The sequence below is a fragment of the Lysinibacillus sp. FSL R7-0073 genome (genome assembly GCF_038009065.1).
GTDB lineage: Bacteria > Bacillota > Bacilli > Bacillales_A > Planococcaceae > Lysinibacillus > Lysinibacillus fusiformis.
The window spans coordinates 3,490,122-3,512,130 of record NZ_JBBPAS010000001.1; the positions used below are offsets into that span (position 1 = coordinate 3,490,122).

Annotated in this window: 19 protein-coding genes, 1 riboswitch and 1 other annotated feature; of the genes, 2 read left to right on the plus strand and 17 right to left on the minus strand. The window is 38.7% G+C overall.

Annotated elements, in window-relative coordinates; genetic code table 11:
- Positions 1-67: 67 nt before the first annotated feature.
- From sdhB to MKY88_RS17530, 3 genes are all read right to left on the minus strand, one after another.
- Entirely contained in the window at positions 68-847 is a 780-nt protein-coding gene (gene sdhB, locus MKY88_RS17520; protein WP_012295561.1) for a succinate dehydrogenase iron-sulfur subunit, read from the minus strand.
- Positions 848-852: 5 nt separating this feature from the next.
- Positions 853-2,607 carry a succinate dehydrogenase flavoprotein subunit gene (gene sdhA, locus MKY88_RS17525; RefSeq protein WP_012295562.1) on the minus strand — a complete coding sequence of 585 codons (1,755 nt, stop codon included), beginning with the start codon at positions 2,605-2,607 and terminating at the stop codon, positions 853-855.
- A gap of 64 nt (positions 2,608-2,671) precedes the next feature.
- Positions 2,672-3,280 (minus strand): succinate dehydrogenase cytochrome b558 subunit, encoded by a 609-nt coding sequence (locus MKY88_RS17530; RefSeq protein ID WP_193832815.1) that lies wholly within the window; start codon positions 3,278-3,280, stop codon positions 2,672-2,674.
- 272 nt (positions 3,281-3,552) lie between these two features.
- Between MKY88_RS17530 and MKY88_RS17535 the strand changes: the two genes are divergently transcribed.
- Complete coding sequence (locus MKY88_RS17535; protein ID WP_193832816.1) at positions 3,553-3,987, plus strand: YslB family protein; 435 nt, start codon at positions 3,553-3,555, stop codon at positions 3,985-3,987.
- A gap of 90 nt (positions 3,988-4,077) precedes the next feature.
- On the opposite strand, the gene MKY88_RS17540 is transcribed toward MKY88_RS17535, so the two are convergent.
- From MKY88_RS17540 to zapA, 14 genes are all read right to left on the minus strand, one after another.
- On the minus strand, positions 4,078-5,304 hold the full coding sequence (locus MKY88_RS17540; RefSeq protein WP_328204044.1) for an aspartate kinase: 1,227 nt from the start codon (positions 5,302-5,304) through the stop codon (positions 4,078-4,080).
- Between the two features lie 131 nt (positions 5,305-5,435).
- A riboswitch (Lysine riboswitch) is annotated at positions 5,436-5,614 on the minus strand.
- Between the two features lie 91 nt (positions 5,615-5,705).
- Positions 5,706-7,496, minus strand: a complete 1,791-nt coding sequence (uvrC, locus tag MKY88_RS17545; protein ID WP_340814317.1) for an excinuclease ABC subunit UvrC — start codon at positions 7,494-7,496, stop codon at positions 5,706-5,708.
- 119 nt (positions 7,497-7,615) lie between these two features.
- The gene (trxA, locus tag MKY88_RS17550) at positions 7,616-7,927 is read right to left on the minus strand and encodes a thioredoxin (protein ID WP_008179170.1); all 312 of its coding nucleotides are present in this window, start codon (positions 7,925-7,927) and stop codon (positions 7,616-7,618) included.
- Between the two features lie 127 nt (positions 7,928-8,054).
- On the minus strand, positions 8,055-9,365 hold the full coding sequence (locus tag MKY88_RS17555) for an amino acid permease (RefSeq protein ID WP_069483400.1): 1,311 nt from the start codon (positions 9,363-9,365) through the stop codon (positions 8,055-8,057).
- Positions 9,366-9,460: 95 nt separating this feature from the next.
- Positions 9,461-9,692: a binding site (T-box leader), on the minus strand.
- Between the two features lie 154 nt (positions 9,693-9,846).
- Positions 9,847-10,824: an electron transfer flavoprotein subunit alpha/FixB family protein gene (locus tag MKY88_RS17560; RefSeq protein ID WP_193832819.1), complete on the minus strand. Its 978-nt coding sequence runs from the start codon at positions 10,822-10,824 to the stop codon at positions 9,847-9,849.
- Between the two features lie 37 nt (positions 10,825-10,861).
- Complete coding sequence (locus MKY88_RS17565; protein ID WP_025114531.1) at positions 10,862-11,635, minus strand: electron transfer flavoprotein subunit beta/FixA family protein; 774 nt, start codon at positions 11,633-11,635, stop codon at positions 10,862-10,864.
- A 116-nt stretch (positions 11,636-11,751) separates the two neighbouring features.
- Positions 11,752-12,525: an enoyl-CoA hydratase gene (locus MKY88_RS17570; protein ID WP_069482276.1), complete on the minus strand. Its 774-nt coding sequence runs from the start codon at positions 12,523-12,525 to the stop codon at positions 11,752-11,754.
- 14 nt (positions 12,526-12,539) lie between these two features.
- Complete coding sequence (locus tag MKY88_RS17575; protein WP_193832820.1) at positions 12,540-13,121, minus strand: TetR/AcrR family transcriptional regulator; 582 nt, start codon at positions 13,119-13,121, stop codon at positions 12,540-12,542.
- Between the two features lie 148 nt (positions 13,122-13,269).
- Complete coding sequence (locus MKY88_RS17580) at positions 13,270-14,964, minus strand: AMP-binding protein (protein ID WP_193832821.1); 1,695 nt, start codon at positions 14,962-14,964, stop codon at positions 13,270-13,272.
- 426 nt (positions 14,965-15,390) lie between these two features.
- Complete coding sequence (locus MKY88_RS17585) at positions 15,391-15,804, minus strand: DUF350 domain-containing protein (protein WP_008179180.1); 414 nt, start codon at positions 15,802-15,804, stop codon at positions 15,391-15,393.
- 22 nt (positions 15,805-15,826) lie between these two features.
- A complete protein-coding gene (locus MKY88_RS17590) occupies positions 15,827-18,193 on the minus strand; it encodes an endonuclease MutS2 (RefSeq protein ID WP_328204031.1) in 2,367 nt (788 codons plus the stop codon).
- A gap of 18 nt (positions 18,194-18,211) precedes the next feature.
- Positions 18,212-19,921, minus strand: coding sequence for a DNA polymerase/3'-5' exonuclease PolX (gene polX, locus MKY88_RS17595; protein WP_291756635.1), 1,710 nt, complete (start codon positions 19,919-19,921; stop codon positions 18,212-18,214).
- A gap of 58 nt (positions 19,922-19,979) precedes the next feature.
- A complete protein-coding gene (locus MKY88_RS17600; protein WP_012295574.1) occupies positions 19,980-20,519 on the minus strand; it encodes a CvpA family protein in 540 nt (179 codons plus the stop codon).
- A 5-nt stretch (positions 20,520-20,524) separates the two neighbouring features.
- The gene (gene zapA / locus MKY88_RS17605; RefSeq protein WP_012295575.1) at positions 20,525-20,785 is read right to left on the minus strand and encodes a cell division protein ZapA; all 261 of its coding nucleotides are present in this window, start codon (positions 20,783-20,785) and stop codon (positions 20,525-20,527) included.
- 134 nt (positions 20,786-20,919) lie between these two features.
- On the opposite strand from zapA, the gene rnhC reads away from it, so the two are divergent.
- A complete protein-coding gene (rnhC, locus tag MKY88_RS17610) occupies positions 20,920-21,846 on the plus strand; it encodes a ribonuclease HIII (RefSeq protein WP_328204027.1) in 927 nt (308 codons plus the stop codon).
- The last annotated feature ends 163 nt before the right edge of the window (positions 21,847-22,009 follow it).

Here is a 22,009-nt window from a genome sequence, read left to right on the forward strand (position 1 = left end):
TTTATATCACTATAAAAAACTCCCTCACACTAAGTGTAAGGGAGTTGGGAGTTCAGCTTGTCCGATGTTAGTCTACGTAGTGGTCAGAACCGAAGAAGTTACGGAACATTTGCACTGTAGTAGCACGGTTTAATGAAGCGATTGATGTTGTCAAAGGAATACCTTTTGGACATGCAGCAACACAGTTTTGAGAGTTACCACAGTTCGCAAGGCCACCATCGCCCATAATAGCATTTAAACGTTCATCTTTAATCATTGCACCAGTTGGGTGAGTGTTGAAAAGACGTACTTGTGATAATGGAGCTGGCCCGATGAATGAAGCTTTTTCAGACACGTTTGGACATGCTTCCATACATACACCACAAGTCATACATTTAGATAATTCATAAGCCCATTGACGTTTACCTTCTGGCATACGTGGACCTTCACCTAAATCATAAGTACCATCGATTGGTACCCATGCTTTCACTTTTTTAAGCGCGTTGAACATACGTTCACGGTCAACTTGTAAGTCACGAATAACAGGGAATGTTTTCATTGGCTCCAATTTAATTGGCTCAGTCAATTGGTCAACAAGTGTTGAACATGATTGACGTGGACGGCCATTAATAACCATTGAACATGCACCACAAACTTCTTCTAAACAGTTCATATCCCATGATACTGGTGATGTGTTTTCACCATTCTCAGTAACAGGATTTTTTTGAATTTCCATTAAAATAGAAATTACGTTCATACCATGACGGTAAGGCACTTGGAATTTTTGCCAGTAGCTATTGCCGCCCTGTGTATCTTGACGTAAGATTTCAACTTTAACCATTCTTCCAGTATTAGCTGCGATTTGCATAACTTTTAGTCTCCTTTCGCAGAGTAGTCGCGTTTACGTGGTGGAATTAAAGAAACGTCGACTTCTTGGTACGTGATGATTGGGTTACCAGTAGTTGGGTCAAATTTCGCCATTGTTGTCTTCAAGAATTGCTCGTCATCACGGTTAGGGAAATCAGGTTTATAGTGCGCACCACGAGATTCATTACGTAATAATGCACCTTTTGTCATTACTTTCGCAAGCACTAACATATTTTTAAGCTGACGTGTAAAGTGTGCGCCTTGATTACTCCATTTTTGCGTATCGTTGATGTTGATGTTGTTCCAACGCTCAGTAAGGTCATCAAGTTTTTTCAATGTATCTTCAAGCTGATCATTGTAACGTACTACAGTCATTGTAGCAGTCATCATTTCACCAAGCTCTTTATGCAGTAAGTAAGCGTTTTCTGTGCCTTCCATTTTCATGATAGCATCCCATTTCGCTTGTTCTTCTGTTACGCGAGCATCGTAAATCTCTTGTGGAATATCTTCTGCATGCTTTTTAAGGTGTTTTACATAATCTACTGCGTTTGGTCCTGCAACCATACCGCCATAGATTGCAGATAATAATGAGTTCGCACCAAGACGGTTTGCCCCGTGTTGAGAGTAATCACATTCACCTGCTGCAAATAGACCAGGAATTTCAGTCATTTGGTTGTAGTCAACCCATAATCCACCCATTGAATAGTGAACTGCTGGGAAAATTTTCATAGGTAATTTACGTGGGTCATCTCCTACGAATTTTTCGTAGATTTCGATGATACCACCAAGTTTAACGTCCAACTCATGTGGATCTTTATGAGAAAGATCTAGGTATACCATATTTTCGCCATTGATACCAAGTTTTTGGTTTACACAAACGTCGAAAATTTCACGTGTTGCAATATCACGTGGCACTAAGTTACCGTAAGCTGGGTATTTCTCTTCTAAGAAGTACCAAGGTTTACCGTCTTTATAAGTCCAAATACGGCCACCTTCACCACGAGCTGATTCTGACATTAGACGGTTTTTGTCATCTCCAGGAATCGCTGTAGGGTGAATTTGGATGAACTCACCATTCGCATATGAAGCACCTTGTTGGTAAACGATAGAAGCAGCAGAACCTGTGTTAATAACAGAGTTTGTTGTTTTACCGAAAATAATACCAGGGCCACCAGTCGCCATAATAACAGCGTCTGCACGGAATGATTTAATTTCTTCTGTACGCATATCTTGCGCTACGATACCACGGCACACGCCGTCTTCATCGATAATAACACCAAGGAATTCCCAGTGTTCATATTTATTTACTAAACCAGCTACTTCATGAGAACGAACTTGCTCATCAAGCGCATATAGTAATTGTTGACCAGTTGTTGCACCAGAGAAAGCTGTACGGTGCATTAAAGTACCGCCAAAACGACGGAAATCTAATAATCCTTCTGGTGTACGGTTGAACATTACACCCATACGGTCCATTAAATGGATAATACCAGGGGCTGCATCACACATACCCTTAACTGGTGGTTGGTTCGCTAAGAAGTCCCCACCGTATACTGTATCATCAAAGTGGATCCATGGAGAATCCCCTTCACCTTTAGTATTTACCGCACCATTAATTCCGCCCTGCGCACAAACAGAGTGTGAGCGTTTTACAGGAACTAATGAGAATAAATCAACTTCAGTACCAACTTCAGCTGCTTTAATCGTTGCCATCAGACCGGCAAGACCACCGCCGACAACAATTATTTTGCTTTTCGCCATGATTATTTCTCACTCCTCTTAAAAAATTGCATTGATTGCATGCTCTATCGTAGCTTCTATTGAATTATACGAAAGCTAAAATAGCAGCAATACCAACTACACTTAGAATTACGAAAATGATGTTTGTTACGTAAGTAGCAATCTTTTGAGCCTGTGGAGATTGTGTAATACCCCAGCTTACTAGGAATGCCCATAAACCGTTAGATAAGTGGAAAGTTGCTGATAAAATACCAACAATGTAGAATCCAAGCATGAATGGATTAGCAACGATATTCGCCATCATGTCGTAATCAACGTGTGTGCCAAGTGCTTTTTGAATACGAGTTTGGAAAATATGCCATGCAATGAAAATCACTAGGAATACACCAGTGAAACGTTGTAATGAGAACATCCAGTTACGGTATGTGCTGAAACGTCCTGTGTTTGGTGAAGCAGTGAATGCAATGAACACTCCATAAAATGCATGGAACATCAATGGAATATAGATGACAATCCATTCAACTAGGATAAGGAATGGAATCTTTTCCATTACTGCGGTAGCATCGTTATAACTATCTGCCCCGCCTGTTGCTGTAAAGTTAATGAACAGGTGCATCGTTAAAAACAGACCTACTGGAATGATCCCAAGTAGAGAATGTAAGCGACGCCATAAAAACTCTCGATCTTTCGACAAGACTGTTACCCCCCTTAGTACTTAAAATAGCACAACAAAAGAAGTCATCATTTTGTAAATGATACTTCATTGACTGTGTATTTCATCATGGTACAATATTATGACATGTTTATTGTACTCTCAAGAGCTACGAGCGTCAAGGCAACTCGGAGTTTTTCATAGAGCTTATTAAAGAACTAATCTAGTGCATAATGCGTCGTTTTTTCTCGAAAAATCTACCATTACTTTATTAACGTTAAATTATAAGAAAATTCTAAGAAAGAAGGATAACAATGTTAAACACTCCATCTCCTACAATCTCATCCTTTGGTTATGAGATCATTCGCGATCATATTCTATCTTCTATACTAGGTAAACATGAGGATGATGTCCTTTATTGGGCAGGTAAAGAGCTTGCGCGCAAGTTTCCATGTAAAAGTCAAGACGAACTAATCGCATTTTTTGCAGATGCCTGTTGGGGTACATTAGAGCTAATGAAAGAATCGAAGGACGGACGCATTTTCCAGTTGACAAACGACCCTGAAATATTGCAAATCAAACAGCGTAGCTTCAGACTTGAGGCAGGATTTATAGCTGAACAGATTCAGCTAGCTAAAGGCTATTTGACAGAATGTTATGATGAAAAACGTGAAAAACAACATTACGTTATGTTTACAGTCAAATGGGATGTGAAGGAACGAATTATGAATACGATCCCAACAGAGTAACAAAACAGGATTGTCTCCCCATTCAATAAACGGGATGACAATCCTTCCTTTTATTTCGGACAATTACAAAAAATGCTGTTTCTTCTATTATTATATGTAAAGAGCCTGCTCTAAATTAAATTCATCATGCAATGCATTTGCTGCACGAATCATTTCATCCTGCGGTACTACAACAGACACTTTAATTTCTGAGGTGCTGACCATCTTCACAGGAATATTTTCACGACGTAATCGGTCGAACATACGAGCAGCGACACCTGGATTCGAGACCATACCGGAGCCAACTATCGAAACTTTCGCTAATCCAATTTCGAAATCAGCAAAGCTAAAGCCAAGTGATACTTTACTATCCTCTAAAACACGTAATGCTTCCGCAAATTCTTCTTTCAAAATCGAAAAGGACACAGTTGGTTTTAATCCATCAATGATTGCTTGAACAATAATATCCACGTTGATGCGATTTTCAGCAAGAGTTGAAAATATATCCGCTAATGAAGCATTAGAATAAGCATCATACCCAATTGTTAAACGAATAACATCTGATTCAAAGGCAACACCACGGACTACTAAATTTTTCTCCATCTCTACTTCCTCCTTCAATAAAGTACCTACTGACTCCACTAAACTAGAGCGTATGATCACTGGCATTTGAAACTTTTTAGCTAACTCCACTGCACGTGGATGAATGATGTGTGATCCTAAATGTGCTATCTCCAACATTTCATCATAGGAAATTTCCTGTAGTTTTTGTGCCTTTACAACAAAGCGTGGGTCTGCTGTATACACACCATCAACATTCGTGTAAATGTCTGTCCGCTCGGCATCTAATGCAACAGCAAGTGCAACGGCTGTCGTTTCGGTTCCACCTTTCCCAAGCGTTGTTATATTTTGGTCATTGTCAATGCCTTGATCTCCAGCAATTACGACGATTTGTCCTTGCAGCAATTGTTCATCGATACGGCTAACATTGATATGATGTATCCTTGCATGACTATGCATATGATCCGTGTAAATGCCAGCCTGCCAGCCTGTTAGTGACACCGCATTATAGCCAGCTTCTTGTATTGCAATGGCAAACACGGAGCTTGATAACTGAGAGCATGAAGACACAACTGCATCTAATTCACGTTTTGACACATCATCCGTGAAATGAAGTACGCTCATTTTCACATCCTGTATCGTTTGTCTCATCGCACCAACTACTACTACCACATCGAATCCTCTATCTCTTTCAGCAATTGCTTTTCGAGCAGCCTCTTGAATTTGTTCGGGCGATGCTAAAGCAGCCCCTCCAAATTTCATCACTATTCTAGACATTTCTTTTGTTCTCCTTTCCAGTCATGTAATTCACCTAAAATGAGGTGTAAAACAGCCTCTAGAAAACTAAAAAGGCAGCCTTCACAAAACGTGAAAGCTGCCTATAACATGTACAATAACGAAACTTGCGCATGTGTGATAGCTCTCCGAAACGTTTAGAATCGACAGTCTTACATTTTTTAAATGCAAAACCAGTACAACAGCGGAAACAACAATGCTGTACTTCGGCAAGCTCCCCTTTCACGCAATGTCTTAGGATTTGTTCATCCTCTTTTGCGCTACTTTTGAAACTTGCACCTCTATCATCACCTTAAAAGTGATTATATTAAATTTTTCCGCCCTCATAAACAAGTGGGCTGTTAACATTGGATCACAATGTTATTTACAACCTTAGCATATGTCTATTCCTTTGACAATGACTCCTGCTGAAAATAGGTATAAATATGATTTGCTAAATTAGCTGGCATCCCTGCTTCCTGTAAAGCTAGCTCACTAGCCTCACGTATTTTCTTCACGGAACCAAAGTGTTTCAGTAACTGCTGTTTTCGTTTTGGACCGACACCTTCAATTTGGTCCAACACAGATTGGATAGCATGCTTTTCATGCTGTTGGCGCAAGAAGGTAATCGCAAAACGATGGACTTCATCTTGTATTCGTTGTAGTAAATAAAAACCGTCACTTGTGCGTTTTAAAGCAATGACCTCGGGTGGATCACCAAACAATAGCTGGGATGTATTATGCTTGTCATCCTTCGCTAAACCAGCAATAGGTATAACTAGTCCTAGTTCATCCTCTAATACTTCACGGGCAACTTCCATTTGACCTTTACCACCATCAATTAGCACTAAATCTGGTAATGGAAGACCTTCCTTCAAAACACGAATATAGCGTCGACGAATTACCTCTTGCATAGCACCATAATCATCATGCTTGGCTGCTGTACGGGTTTTATATTTGCGATATTCCTTTTTGGCGGGTTTCCCATCAATGAAAACAACCATTGCAGATACGGCGTCTGTTCCATGCATATGACTATTATCAAAAGCTTCAATTCGTAATGGTGTCGTTATGCCCATTGCATCACCAAGTGCCTCGCATGCACCAATAGTACGTTCTTCCTGTCGTTCGATAAGCTGGAATTTAGCGGACACTGCAATTTCAGCATTTTTCGTCGCTAAATCTACCAACTCCTTTTTTTGACCTCTTTTTGGCGTAAGAACTTTGATACCTAATAATTCCGTTAAAATGGCACCATCAATTGCTTGGGGAATAAAAACTTCTTTTGGCTTAATATGTTCTGGTTTTTCATAAAATCGTCCCACAAATGTTAGGAACTCTTCCTCTGCATCTTGATAGATCGGGAAAATAGAAACATCCCGCTCAATCAGCTTACCCTGCCGAACGAAGAAAACCTGAACACACATCCACCCTTTTTCCACAGCATAGCCAAAGACATCGCGGTTAGTAGTGTCACTTGATACTATTTTTTGCTTCTGCATAACCGTATCGATATGGGCAATTTGATCACGAAACTCCTTAGCTCGTTCAAACTCTAAGTTTTCGGCAGCCGCAAGCATTTTTACTTCAAGCTCTTTTTTGACTGCTTCCACACCGCCGTTAAGAAACTTCGTCATATCCTCAATCATTTCCTGGTAAACATGACCCTCAATTTCTTTCACACAAGGTGCTATACATTGACCCATATGATAATACAAACAAACTTTTGAAGGTAGTTGCACACATTTTCTTAATGGATATAAACGGTCCAACAGCTTCTTTGTTTCACTTGCCGCATAGGCATTGGGATACGGTCCAAAATATTTAGCCTTATCCTTTTTTACTTTACGTGTCGTAATTAGACGAGGATGTTTTTCATTCGTAATTTTTAAATATGGATACGTCTTATCATCTGTTAACATGACATTATATTTTGGATCATGCAGTTTGATGAGATTCAGCTCTAAAATGAGTGCTTCAATATTTGATGATGTCACGATATACTCAAAATCTTCTATTTCGCTTACAAGTCTTTGCGTTTTACCTTCATGTGTTCCTGTAAAGTAAGAACGAACACGATTTTTCAGTACCTTCGCTTTACCGACATATATAATTGTCCCCTGTCGATCCTTCATCAAATAGCAGCCAGGCTGGTCTGGTAGAATATCCAGTTTACGCTTGATTAAATCGTTCATTACCTACCTGCCCCCTACGTAAGATTCCCCTCAATGAATCATTTTTTCTTTCTTTATTATATAACGAAAAAAAGCCGAACACATCATTTGATGGTCCGGCTTTTTGTGAACTTCATTCATTACGCATGTTTTGCGATAAATGCTTCTAAAGCTTCTTTCGGTTGGAAGCCTACAGTTTTGTCAACTAATTCTCCATCTTTAAATAATAATAATGATGGGATTGACATGATTTGATACTCAGCAGCAGTACCTTGGTTATTATCTACGTCAACTTTTACAATTTTAGCCGCACTACCTGCAGCGTCCATTTCTTCAAGAACTGGCCCAATCATTTTACAAGGTCCGCACCAAGCAGCCCAAAAGTCCACTAATACTAACCCTTCTTTAATATCGCTTTGGAACGTAGCATCTGTTGCATGTACAATTGCCATTTGAAATCCTCCTTAAACTTACTATGATTGTAGTATAGCATGGATAAATTCACTTGAGCGAACAATCTGCCTGTAATGTATTTTTTATGAAAATCCATGTCGAAATATTAAACGCTATCGATTAATTCTATTGATGACGGCCTTTCCATAAATAAGTTAACGTAATGAAAATATAGATTGCTAATGTAATACTCGTTACGATTATTGAAGTGGTAAAAATAATCCCAATTAAGATCGTACTCAACGCAATGATTGCTATCCAAGTAGTATAAGGATACCATTTCACTTCATACACACTTGAGTTGGCTGACTGTTTTTTTCTTGACTTTAGATGGGCTATTGCAATAATTAACCATATAAATAATACCGTATATCCAAGTGACCCCATTAGAAAGTCAAACGTCTTGCTTCCAGCATATAACGAAAGGATGACACCTAAATACAATGCTAATGTACACATCAAAATCGCATATACAGGAACATTTCTTTTGGATAATTGAGCAAAGATTTTAGGTACACGACCGTCTACCGCTTGCGTATAAAGTACACGTGATGAACCATAAAGGCCCGAATTCATCGAAGAAATAATGGCAAGTAAAACTACAGCATTCATAATATGATCCGCACCAGGAATCCCAATCATTTTAAATACCATTACAAATGGACTTTCTGGTACTCCATTCACTTCATTCCAAGGAATCAAACTAACGATAATAAAGAATGGCAGTAAATAGAAAGTAACAATACGGATTAATGTACTGCGCACAGCTTTTGGTACTACCTTTTCAGGATTTTTTGTTTCAGCTAATGTAATCCCAATGATTTCAGTCCCACCATAGGAATAGATCACCACAAGCATAGCTGCAATTAATCCCATTGATCCATTTGGGAAAAAACCACCGTGCGAAGTTAAGTTAGAAAAACCAACAGCACTATGATGTCCAAATGAGACAAGCAATAAAATTAGGCCTGCAATAATAAATACAATAATAACTGTAATTTTAATCAATGCTAGCCAATATTCTGTTTCAGCAAAAATCTTCACAGATAACAGATTAATAGCTGTCACTAGTACCGAGACAGATAACGCCAATATCCAAATTGGGTATTCTGGTAACCAATATTGAATAAAAATAGCAGCCACTACAGATTCTGCAGCAATATTTAATACCCACATCTTCCAATAAATCCAATCTAAAAAATAAGCTGGATATTTACCTAAGACGGATTCAACTAAATCTCTAAACGTCCTTGCCTCTTTATTGCGGACTGCCATTTCTGCAAGACCTTGCATAACAAATAATAAAATAATGCCCCCTAATAAATAGGCTATGAGCACCGATGGACCTGCCATATCGATGGCTGCACTACTTCCTTTAAATAATCCTGCGCCAATAGCACCACCTAATGCCATCATCGTAATGTGACGCGAGGTCATTGTTCGTTTTAATTGTTGTTGATTGTTCTTTTCCACTTTCTTACCTCCTAAAAATCAAAAAAGGCATACCGTCTGTTCCTTCATCATCAAATGAAAGAAGAGACGATATGCCATAAGCAAACCGCGGTACCACTCTAATTGGTTCTTTATGAACCCTACTTAAAACCTTGTAACGAAGGTTAATCGTCAAACAAATAGAATAATCAGACAATTCTATTTATCTTACCACTCCTAGGCAAGTTCAAAGTCTTATTGGTCTGCGTTGCACCAACCCGCAGCTCTCTTTACCTAATAATGACTTTTACTACTCCTAATCTTTGCGTTTAAAAACATTATGATTGAAAATTTAATGATTATTCAACACTATAATCGCAACTGTTAATTATGTCAATATTTTATTTTGCGATAATTTTCAAATAGCAGCTGCTTGCTTAAAAAATAAAAAAAGGCAGGAAGGATTCATCCCTTCCTGCTATAACCTTTATGCATTCACTTTTAAAGCCTTAAATTCCTCAATTAATAGCGGAACTACTTCAAATAAATCTCCAACGATTCCATAGTCTGCTACTTTAAAAATATTTGCTTCAGGATCTTTATTGATAGCAACAATCACTTTAGAGTTTGACATTCCTGCTAAATGCTGAATAGCACCTGAAATACCAGCAGCAATATAAAGATCAGGCGTTACAACCTTACCAGTTTGACCAATTTGAAGTGAATAGTCACAATATTCAGCATCACATGCACCACGAGATGCACCAACTGCACCGCCTAGTAAATCAGCAAGCTCTTTTAGTGGCTCAAATCCTTCTTCAGATTTCACACCACGTCCACCAGCAACTACTACTTTCGCCTCTGATAAGTCAACACCTTCTGAAGATTTACGAACAACCTCTTTAATAATTGTGCGAAGGTTTGTAATTTCTACAGTAACTGCCGAAACATCTCCTGTTTTACCGTCAACTTTTTCTAAAGGTGTAATGTTATTTGGACGAATAGATGCTAATACAATTCCGTCTTTTACTTTCACCTTTTCAAAAGCTTTACCAGAGTAGATTGGTCGGATGAATACAACATCATCGCCTGAACCTTCAATTGTTGTAACATCAGATACTAGACCTGCTTGTAATTTACTTGCGATTTTTGGCGATAAATCTTTTCCATTTGCCGTATGGCCAAAGACAATGCCAGCTGGCTTTTCTTGCTCAATAACAGCTAGTAGTGCTTGACTATAGCCATCAGATGTATATTGTTTTAAATGTGGGTGTTCCACCGTTACAACGCGATCAGCACCGTATTCAAATAATGGACCTGTTAAATTTGCTACAGCATCCCCTAAAAGTACCCCTACAACCTCGCCACCATCAGCGATTTGTTTTGCAGCTGCAATTGCTTCGAAAGAAACATTACGTAAGCTTCCTTCACGAACTTCACTTAATACTAATACTTTTTTTGACATAGCATATTCCCTCCGTTACCCTTTAAGATTCGATTTTTTAAACTACTTTTGCTTCTGTGTGAAGTAGATTTACCAGTTCTTTTACTTGTACAGAAAGGTCGCCTTCAAGAACACGGCCTGCTGCTTTTTGAGCTGGTAAGAAGATATCAACCGTTTCAATCTTCACTTCTACATCATCTTCATCGATATCTAAATCATCTAACTCAAGTTCTGCAAGCGGTTTCTTCTTCGCTTTCATAATACCTGGTAGAGATGGATAACGTGGCTCATTTAACCCTTGTTGAGCTGTTACTAATAGAGGTAAAGAAGTTTCAATTACTTCAGAGTCCCCTTCTATATCACGAACAATTTTTGCAGAAGTCCCATCAATTTCAAGCTTTGTAATCGTTGTTACATAATTAATATCTAGTAAGTCTGCAACACGTGGACCAACTTGGCCAGAACCACCATCAATCGCAACATTTCCTGTTAAAATTAAATCAGCATCTTTATCTTTTAAGTATTCTGCTAATAGATAAGCAGCAGCATTTTGGTCTAATTCATCTAAATCATCTTCCGTATTGATAAGCACTGCTTCATCAGCGCCCATTGCTAGAGCTGTACGTAATTGCTTCTCAGCATCCTCGCCGCCAATTGTTACTACCGTCACTTTACCACCTGCGGCGTCACGCACTTGGATTGCTTCTTCGATGGCATATTCATCGTAAGGGTTAATAATGAATTCTGCGCCGTCCTCTTGGATTTTACCACCCGACACAACGATTTTTTCTTCTGTATCAAACGTACGTTTAATTAATGCAAAAATATTCATATATCCATACCTCCTGGAACGTTTTATAATTCTAAGTAAACTTATAAATATTATATATATTTAGTTTCAATAACATCGATAACATACTTGCTCGTTGCTATCGACATATGGGAAAATTATTTGCCAGTAAACATAGGCTCACGCTTTTCAATGAATGCTTGAATTCCTTCTTTTGCATCTTCTGTGACGAACACTGTACCAAAGGATTTCGCTTCCGCTTCAATACCTTCATAAAATGAAGCATGTTTTGCATATTGCAATGTTTGAATAGCTGCCTTTAAAGCAATTGGGCTCTTCTTGGCAATACTCTTTGCAATTTTTAACGTTTCCTCTAATAGTGTCTCTTCTGAGAATGCACGGTTTGCTAAGCCCCATTGTACCGCTTCCGTACCTGAGATCGGTTCGCTCGTAAACATCATTTCAGCAGCCTTTGCTACACCAACATAACGTGGTAGGCGTTGCGTACCCCCAAAGCCAGGAATAAGGCCTAATTGTAACTCAGGTAAACCTAGTTTCGCTGATTCCGTAACAAAGCGCATATGACAGCTCATTGCTAGCTCAAGACCACCACCTAATGCTGCACCATGAATAGCTGCGATAACCGGCTTAGGAAATGATTCCAAACGCTCAAATACTTGCTGTCCATTGCTAGCTAGCTTCGTAAACTCTTCTCCAGATTCTACCCCAGTAAATTCTTTAATATCTGCACCTGCAGAGAAGAAACGGCCTTCACCATGAAGTACAAGGACTCTTACAGCATCATCATGTTCTACAGCATCTAGCACAGCATTTACTTCTGCAATAATACCGCGAGATAATGCATTTGCTGGTGGACGTGCAATTGTAACATTTGCTACCCCATCTTCCACTTTCCAACTTAGAAATTCCATTTCTCCACATCCTTTTAACCTTTAATGGCGTTCAGGATTAATGCCTGAACCTTCGGAACCTGTTCCATCAAATCATATCGATAGTCATTCATAACCCACGACGTAATAGTTTCATCGATTGTTCCAAAAACCATTTGACGTGCCAAGCGTACATCCATCGTTTGATTGAACTCACCTGAAAGCATACCTTCGATTAAAATTTGATCAAGTAAATGTAAATACTCACGTAATACCGAATTAATTTTTAGTCGTAAGTCTTTGTTTGATTGGCGAAGCTCTAGTTGTGTGACGGTTGCTAGGTATCGATCTGTCGCTAGAACATTAAAATGATTTTCAATCATTCGGGAAAGTTTGTCTTTAGACGTAATCCCATTTTCTATTATATCTTGTAATGACTCTACAAAAACAGCCATTTTTTCATTAAAGACAGAAATTAATATATCTTCTTTATTTTTAAAATATAAATAGATTGTTCCATCGGCCACCCCAGCCTGTTTGGCGATTTTCGATACTTGCGCTTGGTGATACCCATTTTCTGCAATAACGATGACAGCTGCATCAATAATTTGCTTATATTTTGGCTTATCTCGTTTCACTTTTATATCACCACCTAAAAAACATGCGCACGTCAACATAATCAAGTATGACGTGAGAACCTAAAAAAATACGAAAATATGAATGGTCATTCATTCATATTTTCATATTATATTTTACATCATTGCTTGTCAATACTTTAACACGTATTTATTTCGCTTCTTTATTCGCTATTTTCGTTTTTTCTTCTTCCACTAATGTACGGCGCAAAATTTTTCCAACGGCTGTTTTTGGCAGCTCATCTTTAAACTCATAATACCGTGGAACTTTAAATGCCGCTAGATGCTGACGGCAATATTTATTTAATTCGTCTTCTGTAATCGAATATCCTTCTTTTAAAACGATATAAGCTTTTACCGTTTCTCCTCGATATGGGTCAGGTATACCTGCTACAACGCATTCTTGGATTTCTATACGCTCGTATAACACTTCTTCAACCTCACGAGGATATATGTTAAAGCCTCCAGCAATAATCATATCTTTTTTACGATCCACTACATAAAAATAGCCTTGCTCATCCATATAGCCAAGATCTCCTGTTAAAAACCAGTCATCTGTGAATGTAGCGGCAGTATCCTCCGGGCGATTCCAATAGCCCTTCATTACTTGTGGTCCTTTAACTGCAATTTCACCAACTTCACCAACTGGCAATTCTTCGGTATCCCCTGTCCGCAAAATAATCGCTTCTGTATTTGGCCAAGGTAATCCTATCGAGCCAATCACCCGCTTACCCCAAATGGGAGTAGCATGTGTCACTGGTGATGTTTCAGTTAATCCATAACCCTCTACTAATTTTCCACCTGTTACCTCTTCAAACTTCTCTTGTACTTCAATTGGCAATGAAGCGGAGCCACTTAGGCAGGCCTTAATAGATGATAAATCGTAATTAGCAATGTCTGGATGATTTAATAAACCGATGTATAGGGTTGGCGCACCAGGAAAAAGTGTTGGCTTTTGCTTATCGATTGTCTTTAATGCTGTTTCAGCATCAAATTTCGGTAAAAGCACCATTTTATTTTGTGTGAAGACTGATAAAAGCATAACAGTTGTCATACCATAGACGTGGAAGAATGGTAGAATACCCATAATGACCTCTTCACCGTGCACACATTTATACATCCATGCATCACACATTGTCGTATTGGCGATTAAATTTTTATGGGTTAGCATGACTCCTTTCGGGTATCCGGTTGTTCCACCTGTGTATTGAAGTAACGCTAGGTCTTCTTCAAAATCAAAAGGAATATGATCCATTACCTTGATTGGTGCCGAACGCATTATTTCTGAAAACAAATGATTTTGTCCACTATGTTCAACCTTGACACTAAAGCCATATTGCTTTTTTTGAATAAATGGATAGACTAAATTTTTTGGGAATGGTAAATAATCTTTGATGGCTGTCACAATGACATTTTCTAGGGCGGTCTCTTTTATAATTTTCATCACTCTTGGGTACAAAATATCCATCACAAGAATAACTTTTGCACCCGAATCTGCCATTTGATATTGAAGCTCACGTTCAGTATAAAGTGGATTTGTTTGTACGACAACAGCACCTGCATACATGGCACCGTAGTAAGCGATTACACTTTGAGGCGAATTAGGTAACATAATTGCCACCCGGTCTCCCTTTTCCACACCTAATGATTGTAAATAGTTTGCGAATCTTAAAGCAGACTCATATAGTTCGGTGTACGTCAAATCCTTCCCCATAAAATGAATCGCTACTTTAGATGGATTCTTCTTATAGGCGCGTGTCAAAAACTCTTGCACTGGAATTTCTTCAAACGTTAAAGACGATGGTACTTCTTCAGGATAATTTGCTAGCCATGGTTTTGCTGTCATACGTCCTCTCCCCTTTGTCCCAAACTTTGTCAATTCTTAATTTTATTATAATGAAAAAGAAATGCACTTTCAAACAGAAAATAGAAAATAAACGCATTTTCGATTAATTATTATGCATTTAACAACATTATTATGACTAATTCTAAATAGGATTTGTATGGATAGATATGATGAATACTCATTCATTCACTGGTTTTTTAAATAGAAATAATCTATATATTTCTATATTTGAAAAATAATTTTTCCTTTCAAGGCTTTAGTAGAGTTTAGTTGAAGCCACCTACAATAAGCTCAATAAAAAACGCATCCCTTTAAAAGGATGCGTTAAAGTGTTTAAATAGTCATCATATAATAGACGCCCACTGCCAAAAATGCGATACAGACAATGATTAGTACTTTTGCTAATTTTTCCATGTCATGACACTCCTATGCAATACTTGCCCCAATTACAAACGATAGTCCAACTGAAATGGTAAAGGAAATGAATCCAACTGAGCGATTATCATTGGCAATCTCTTGATCAACATTAAAACGAGGTGTCATAAATTCAAATAAGAAATATGCAACAATTAACAACGTAAAACCAAAAAGACCCCAGCCAATCATTTCACTTAATGTACTATGACGAGCAATAGAAAAACGAAAAATATTACAAATTCCTAGTATTTTTCCGCCTGTTGCAAGTGCCACAGCAACATTACCTTTTTTAATTTCTTCCCAATTTTTATACTTCGTCACGACTTCGAACAATGCCATCGACACGACCAAACATAACACAACAACACTAAAGTATCCTGCCGTTTCGATAATTGGATATCGCCAAAAGCCAGAATTCAGCATTTTTCTCCGTCCCCTTTATAGCTTATTTCAATTCAACAACTGTGACGCCTAAGCCCCCTTCGCCGGCTTCACCAAAACGGAAGGATTTCACACGCTTATTGTTTTTCAAATAGCTTTGAATACCTTGGCGTAAAGCCCCAGTACCAACACCATGGATTATAGATACACGACCATAATTCGCAAGTAAAGCGTCATCAATATACTTTTCAGTCCTTAAAATCGCATCTTCATAGCGCTCTCCACGCAAATCCAATTCTAATTTCACATGGCCATTTCGATTTTTTACACCTGCTGTTCGTACAATAGGCTCTTTTTCAGGTTTAATATACTCCAAATCATTATCAGAGATTTTCATTTTTAAAATCCCCATTTGGACAACCCATTCTGCATTCGAAACTTTTTCTATCAAAGTACCTCTTTGACCATAGCTTAACACCTTTACCTCGTCCCCGACAACTAAGTTTTGCGCACGGGCTTTTACTTGTGCAGCTTTTTTTAATACTTTATTGTTTTCAAGCGGTGTTGCTTCTTCCAAACGTTTACGCGCTTCAATTAGTTCATGCTCTTTAACAACTTGGTCGGCATTTTTACGCATTTCTCTCAGCTCAGCAATAATGCCTTCCGCTTCATGTTTTGCTTCTTCTACAATTTTACGAGCTTTTTCTTTAGCTTTCTTATCAAGTGCCTCTTTACGTTCGTCATAGGCTTGCAATTTATCTTGCAACTCTTTACGTAAGCTCTCTGATTCTAACAATAATGCATGAGAACGCTCTGCATCATCTTCTGATTGACGACGTGTTTCCTCTAATGAAGCAATCATCGATTCAACCTCATGTCGATCTGTTCCTGTGAAGCCTTTAGCACGCCCAATAATCGATTCTGGGAGACCCAAGCGACTGGAGATTTCAAATGCATTCGAACGTCCAGGAACACCAATTAGTAGACGATAGGTAGGACTCAATGTTTCTATATCAAATTCTACACTAGCATTGGCAACACCAGGTCGGTTATAACCGTATGCTTTAAGCTCAGGGTAGTGAGTCGTTGCCATCACACGAGCACCGCGACCATGCACCTCGTCTAAAATAGAAATGGCTAAAGCTGCCCCTTCTTGGGGGTCTGTACCTGCTCCTAACTCATCAAAAAGAACAAGTGACTCATCATCAAATTTTTGTAAGATGTCAACAATATTGACCATATGAGATGAGAATGTAGAAAGCGATTGCTCTATAGATTGCTCATCTCCAATATCAGCAAACAATTTTTTAAACACGGCAAGCTGAGATCCATCCAATGCTGGTACCGGTAACCCTGCTTGAGCCATTAATGTACACAAGCCAACTGTTTTTAATGTTACCGTCTTACCACCTGTATTTGGACCCGTAATTACTATTGCCGTAATGTCTTTCCCAAACTCAATATCGTTTGGCACAGCTGTATCTATTGGTAATAGAGGGTGGCGTGCACGAACAAGGCGGATATAGCCATCCCGATTCATTTTAGGCATAGTACATTTATTGGCTTGGCCATACTTGCCTTTAGCTAAAATGACATCGATATCCCCTAATACCTTTACTAAGTTAAATAAATCTGGTGCTACTTCTTGCACCATTGCGCTTAATGCTAATAAAATTCGTTCAACCTCAGCCTGTTCTTTCATTTTCAAACGATGAATTTCATTATTCGCTTGGACAATAGAATCTGGCTCAATGAATAGTGTTTGTCCAGAAGAAGATTGGTCATGAACGATTCCACCATAATGATGACGATATTCTTGCTTAACGGGAATAACAAAGCGATCATTCCGAATTGTAACAAGTGTATCAGATAGCATTTTCGATGCATTACTGCCACGGATTAAGCTCTCCAATTTAGAGCGCACCTTTGCTTCTTCAGAGCGTAAGGATTGGCGAATAGTTCGTAAAGTTGAGCTAGCCGAATCTAAAACAGCTCCATTATCATCAATACAGTTATTAATTTCATGCTGTAAACCCGTTAATACAGGCATTGTTTCCTTTTTGGCGATGAAATGGGGAATCTCAATCACTTCATCGGCTTCCAAATCCTCAATAAAATTGCGAAGAATTCTACTAGCTCGAATTGTACTAGAAATTTCCATTAGTTCTATTGCTGCTAACATGCCTCCTATTTGTGCACGTCTTGCAGATGGTCGAACATCAAATATTCCACCCATCGGTACATTACCTTTTACACGTAAAATGGATAAACCCTCATCCATTTCCTCTAATAGTTGTACTACTTTATCAAAGTCAGTCTGTGGTACAAGCTCCTCGATGGCAGATTTCCCAATTGAAGAAGTACAATAGGTAGCCACTTGTTGCCGTACTTTATCGTATTCTAGTGTTTTCAATGCGCGTTCTGCAATCACTGAGAACACCTCCTCAACCTATTTATTTCGTCGTATGAACGCCTCAAATTGTTCGCGCGTCCATGTATTCACAATCAAATCTTTTGGCATCCATGCTCTATTGGCATAGCGAACTCCAATATCCATAAAACGTAAATGTGCCGTATCATGGGCATCCGTATTAATCGCTATTGGCACACCTGCTGCTAAAGCCATCTCTAAATGTTCAACACATAAATCAAGACGATATGGATTAGCATTTAACTCTAAAATTTTACCATATTCCTTCGCCCAGGCAATTAACTGTCGCATATCAGGATTATAGCCATCACGATCTTCAATAATTCGCCCTGTAGGATGGGCAATCATATGGACATAAGGATTTTGCATAGCTGTCAGTAGCCGTGCCATAATTTTATCTTGTGATTGTGTGAAACTTGAATGTATAGAAGCAATAACAAAATCTAATTCGCACAAAACTTGATCATCAAAATCTAAGCTACCATCCGGTAAAATATCCATTTCTGTACCTGTAAATAAATAGAATTCGGGATGGGCTTCATTAAATGCTTCAATTTCCACTCGCTGTTTTTCTAAACGCTCTGGTGTTAAACCATTTGCGACTTTTAGAAATTGGGAGTGATCCGTAATAACGCTATATTGATAGCCACGCGCTAGTAATGCTTTGCCCATTTCTGTAACAGAGTATGCACCATCTGACCACGTCGTATGCAAATGCAAATCGGCCTTAATATCCTCTAGTCGAACTAATTTTTGGATACTCTCTGTTTTGTCAAATTCTACTGTCCCTGTACGCAAGCTTGGTGGAATCCAAGGTAAATCAAAATGAGCAAAAAATGCCGCTTCATCTTGAAATGTTAGAACAGTACCATCTTCCTGCTCCACACCATATTCACTAATTTTTTCACCTCGTGCTTTTGCAAGTTGGCGCATGCGGACATTATGGTCCTTAGAACCTGTAAAATGATGCAAGGCAGTCGCATATTCGATGTCCTTCACTAAGCGGAAATCAACGCTGACTGGCTCATCTAAGTCCAAAATCACTGAGATTTTTGTATCTCCTGCAGCAACGACTTCTTGAATGGCTAATGTATTTATTAATTTTTCACGGACTGCCTCAGCTGCTTCTGTTACAACAATAAAATCAATATCTTTACTAGTTTCAGCTGCCCGACGGAAACTTCCAGCTACAGAAAAGCGTTCCACTTCCTCCATACTATCTAGAAGGGCTTCTATTTGTAAAACCACAGGCTCTAGCTGCCAAATAGGTAGACGTTCAGAGCGATTAGCTAAATTGGCAAGTTCCTTTAAAATTTTCTCCTCTGTTTTGGCAGCAAAGCCAGCTAATTCACGAACATTGCCTGCTTCACAAGCCGCCTTTAAGCTTTCTGCTGAGTCGATGCCTAGCTCTTGGTGAAGCTTGGCTATCTTTTTTCCACCTAAACCTGGCAACTTTAACAATGGCAATAACCCTTTAGGGACAAGCTCTTCTAGTTCCTTTAGCAAACTTGACTCACCTGTTACCATCAAATCCTCAATAACAGCAGCCGTCCCCTTGCCAATTCCTTTAAGTTTTGTTACATCATCCATTTCACTTAATGAACGCTCGTCTCCTTCAAGTGCCGCGGCTGCTTTTCGAAAGGCAGAAACCTTGAATGGATTTTCACCTTGTAATTCCATATACAGAGCAATTTTTTCGAGCGTGCGAATAATGGTTTTTTTATTCACCGATAATTCCTCCTATCGTAAAAACACTTCTCTCAAAACAGAGAGAAGTGCATAGTTACTATTGCATATAAATATACCACCAGTTTTGGAACATCTTTGTAATGACCGGTGTATGCTCTAAAATAAGACCACTTAACAATGACTTCGACATTAAATTTTGTATGCTATCAATCGGTAGTAGAGCGCATACGTATAGCAAAATAAACATAATTAAATAGTTTTCAATCATGCCGAATAACGCTCCAAGCCAACGATTTACTGTGTTCAGTACAGGTAAATAAGCGATAAAATCAAAAATCGATGCCACAATTTGCAATGTTATTTTTACAGCGAAGAAAATTACTGCAAAAGCAATTACACGATAGAATGTGCGGTCTAAATCTAGACTGTCTATCACGACACCAAGACTACCTGTATCAGTAACTCCTGGATACGGAACCCAAAATACAAATTTTTGTGCTAATGGCTTATAATAAATATACGCAACAATTAGGGCTACTATAAAGCTGACGATGTGCATCATTTGTACAATGAAACCACGTTTTGCACCGACACCAATTCCAGCTAAAAGTACCACTAATATGATTAAATCTAACATTCTCTTCAACCCTTTAATTTTTTCAATTCTTCTTCCAGCTGCTCCAGCCGCTCTTTTAATAGTAAATTATCATGTACTGTATTTACTGCTGTCAGAACAGCAAGTTTTGTGCTATCAAGTGAGGGATTATGTACGTTCATCTCGCGCATACGGTCATCAACAATCGAAGCAACAAGTCGCATATGGCCAATGGATTCCAAGCCGACCATTTTATATGTATGACCATATATTTCCACAGAAATTTTATTCTTTTCTTGTTTTTCCATAGTCGCACCCTCCTATAAATTCGATACACGCAAGATTTTTTTGCTTGCTAGCACCATCACACAAAAAAGCTATTTATTATCATACCATGAAAGGTATAAAATTGTGAACAATGAGGACAGAAAGGATCGATTAAATGTCAAATATTGTACTTTCCATTTCAACAAATATTCAAAAAGAGGTGATGGCATACTATGCATCCAACTATATTGAACGCAAGGCTGCTGGTGTAATCTTCGCCGCAAAACTACCAGATACCTCCATAACAATGTATAAATCAGGAAAATTAATGTTTCAGGGTGGTGGAGCTGAACGTGAAGCTGCCCGCTGGGGGACAATTGAAAAAACACCGAACCCGAAATCATCTACTATTGGGGCAAAGGGTGATACACTACCCGACCAATTTGCAATGATGTCCGTATTAGGCTCAGACGAAACAGGCACTGGTGATTATTTTGGCCCTATCACAGTAGCTGCCGTGTATGTACCTGCCTCCAAAATTGAACTGATCAATGAGCTTGGTGTCAAAGACTCTAAAATGTTATCAGATGATTACATGCGGAAAATTGCTCCTGATTTACGCGCAGCTTGCGTTCATAGTGTTCTCATCTTACGTAATGAAAAATATAACAGCTTACAGGCAAAGGGCTACTCCCAAGGGAAAATGAAAGCCATGATGCACAACAAGGCCCTACAAAACACACTGACAAAAATGGCTCCCGAAAAACCTGCATGTATTTTAATTGATCAGTTTGCAGAACGAGGTGTTTATTACAATTACTTAAAAAACGAACGAGAAATTGTACAGGAAAGCGTGTACTTTTCTACTAAAGCCGAGCAATTACATGTAGCCGTGGCTACAGCATCCATTCTAGCTCGTGCTGCGTTTTTAAAGGAAATGGATCGTCTAAGTGAAATGGCAGGTTTAGAGTTAACTAAAGGGGCCTCAAACAAGGTAGATATGCAAGCTGCACGTATTTGGCGTAAACAAGGGGAAGAATTTCTACGCTCCATTACAAAATGGCATTTTGCTAATACAGAAAAAGCGCGAAAGATGATTTAGAAAAACATTGAGCTCCAAACGAAAAAGATTGTCTAGATGACAGTCTTTTTTCTTTACCAAAATAAAGTAAAGGTTGTTTTCCATGAAGGGGACACTTTCCTTATGATAGTGTAAGAAATATGACAAAAGCCATCGAGAGTAAACTTCTCGATGACTTTTGACT

Bases quoted from the DNA above. Each gene is read 5' to 3' on its own strand.
- MKY88_RS17580 (WP_193832821.1), bottom strand. From the start codon at position 14,964: ATGACAGCAAAACCATGGCTAGCAAATTATCCTGAAGAAGTACCATCG.
- MKY88_RS17555 (WP_069483400.1), bottom strand. From the start codon at position 9,365: ATGACCTCGCGTCACATTACGATGATGGCATTAGGTGGTGCTATTGGC.
- sdhA (WP_012295562.1), bottom strand. From the start codon at position 2,607: ATGGCGAAAAGCAAAATAATTGTTGTCGGCGGTGGTCTTGCCGGTCTG.
- zapA (WP_012295575.1), bottom strand. From the start codon at position 20,785: ATGGAAAAACAAGAAAAGAATAAAATTTCTGTGGAAATATATGGTCAT.
- MKY88_RS17585 (WP_008179180.1), bottom strand. From the start codon at position 15,804: ATGCTGAATTCTGGCTTTTGGCGATATCCAATTATCGAAACGGCAGGA.
- MKY88_RS17535 (WP_193832816.1), top strand. From the start codon at position 3,553: ATGTTAAACACTCCATCTCCTACAATCTCATCCTTTGGTTATGAGATC.
- MKY88_RS17600 (WP_012295574.1), bottom strand. From the start codon at position 20,519: ATGTTAGATTTAATCATATTAGTGGTACTTTTAGCTGGAATTGGTGTC.
- MKY88_RS17540 (WP_328204044.1), bottom strand. From the start codon at position 5,304: ATGTCTAGAATAGTGATGAAATTTGGAGGGGCTGCTTTAGCATCGCCC.
- sdhB (WP_012295561.1), bottom strand. From the start codon at position 847: ATGCAAATCGCAGCTAATACTGGAAGAATGGTTAAAGTTGAAATCTTA.
- MKY88_RS17565 (WP_025114531.1), bottom strand. From the start codon at position 11,635: ATGAATATTTTTGCATTAATTAAACGTACGTTTGATACAGAAGAAAAA.
- rnhC (WP_328204027.1), top strand. From the start codon at position 20,920: ATGTCAAATATTGTACTTTCCATTTCAACAAATATTCAAAAAGAGGTG.
- uvrC (WP_340814317.1), bottom strand. From the start codon at position 7,496: ATGAACGATTTAATCAAGCGTAAACTGGATATTCTACCAGACCAGCCT.
- MKY88_RS17560 (WP_193832819.1), bottom strand. From the start codon at position 10,824: ATGTCAAAAAAAGTATTAGTATTAAGTGAAGTTCGTGAAGGAAGCTTA.
- trxA (WP_008179170.1), bottom strand. From the start codon at position 7,927: ATGGCAATTGTACATGCAACAGATGCTACGTTCCAAAGCGATATTAAA.
- MKY88_RS17570 (WP_069482276.1), bottom strand. From the start codon at position 12,525: ATGGAATTTCTAAGTTGGAAAGTGGAAGATGGGGTAGCAAATGTTACA.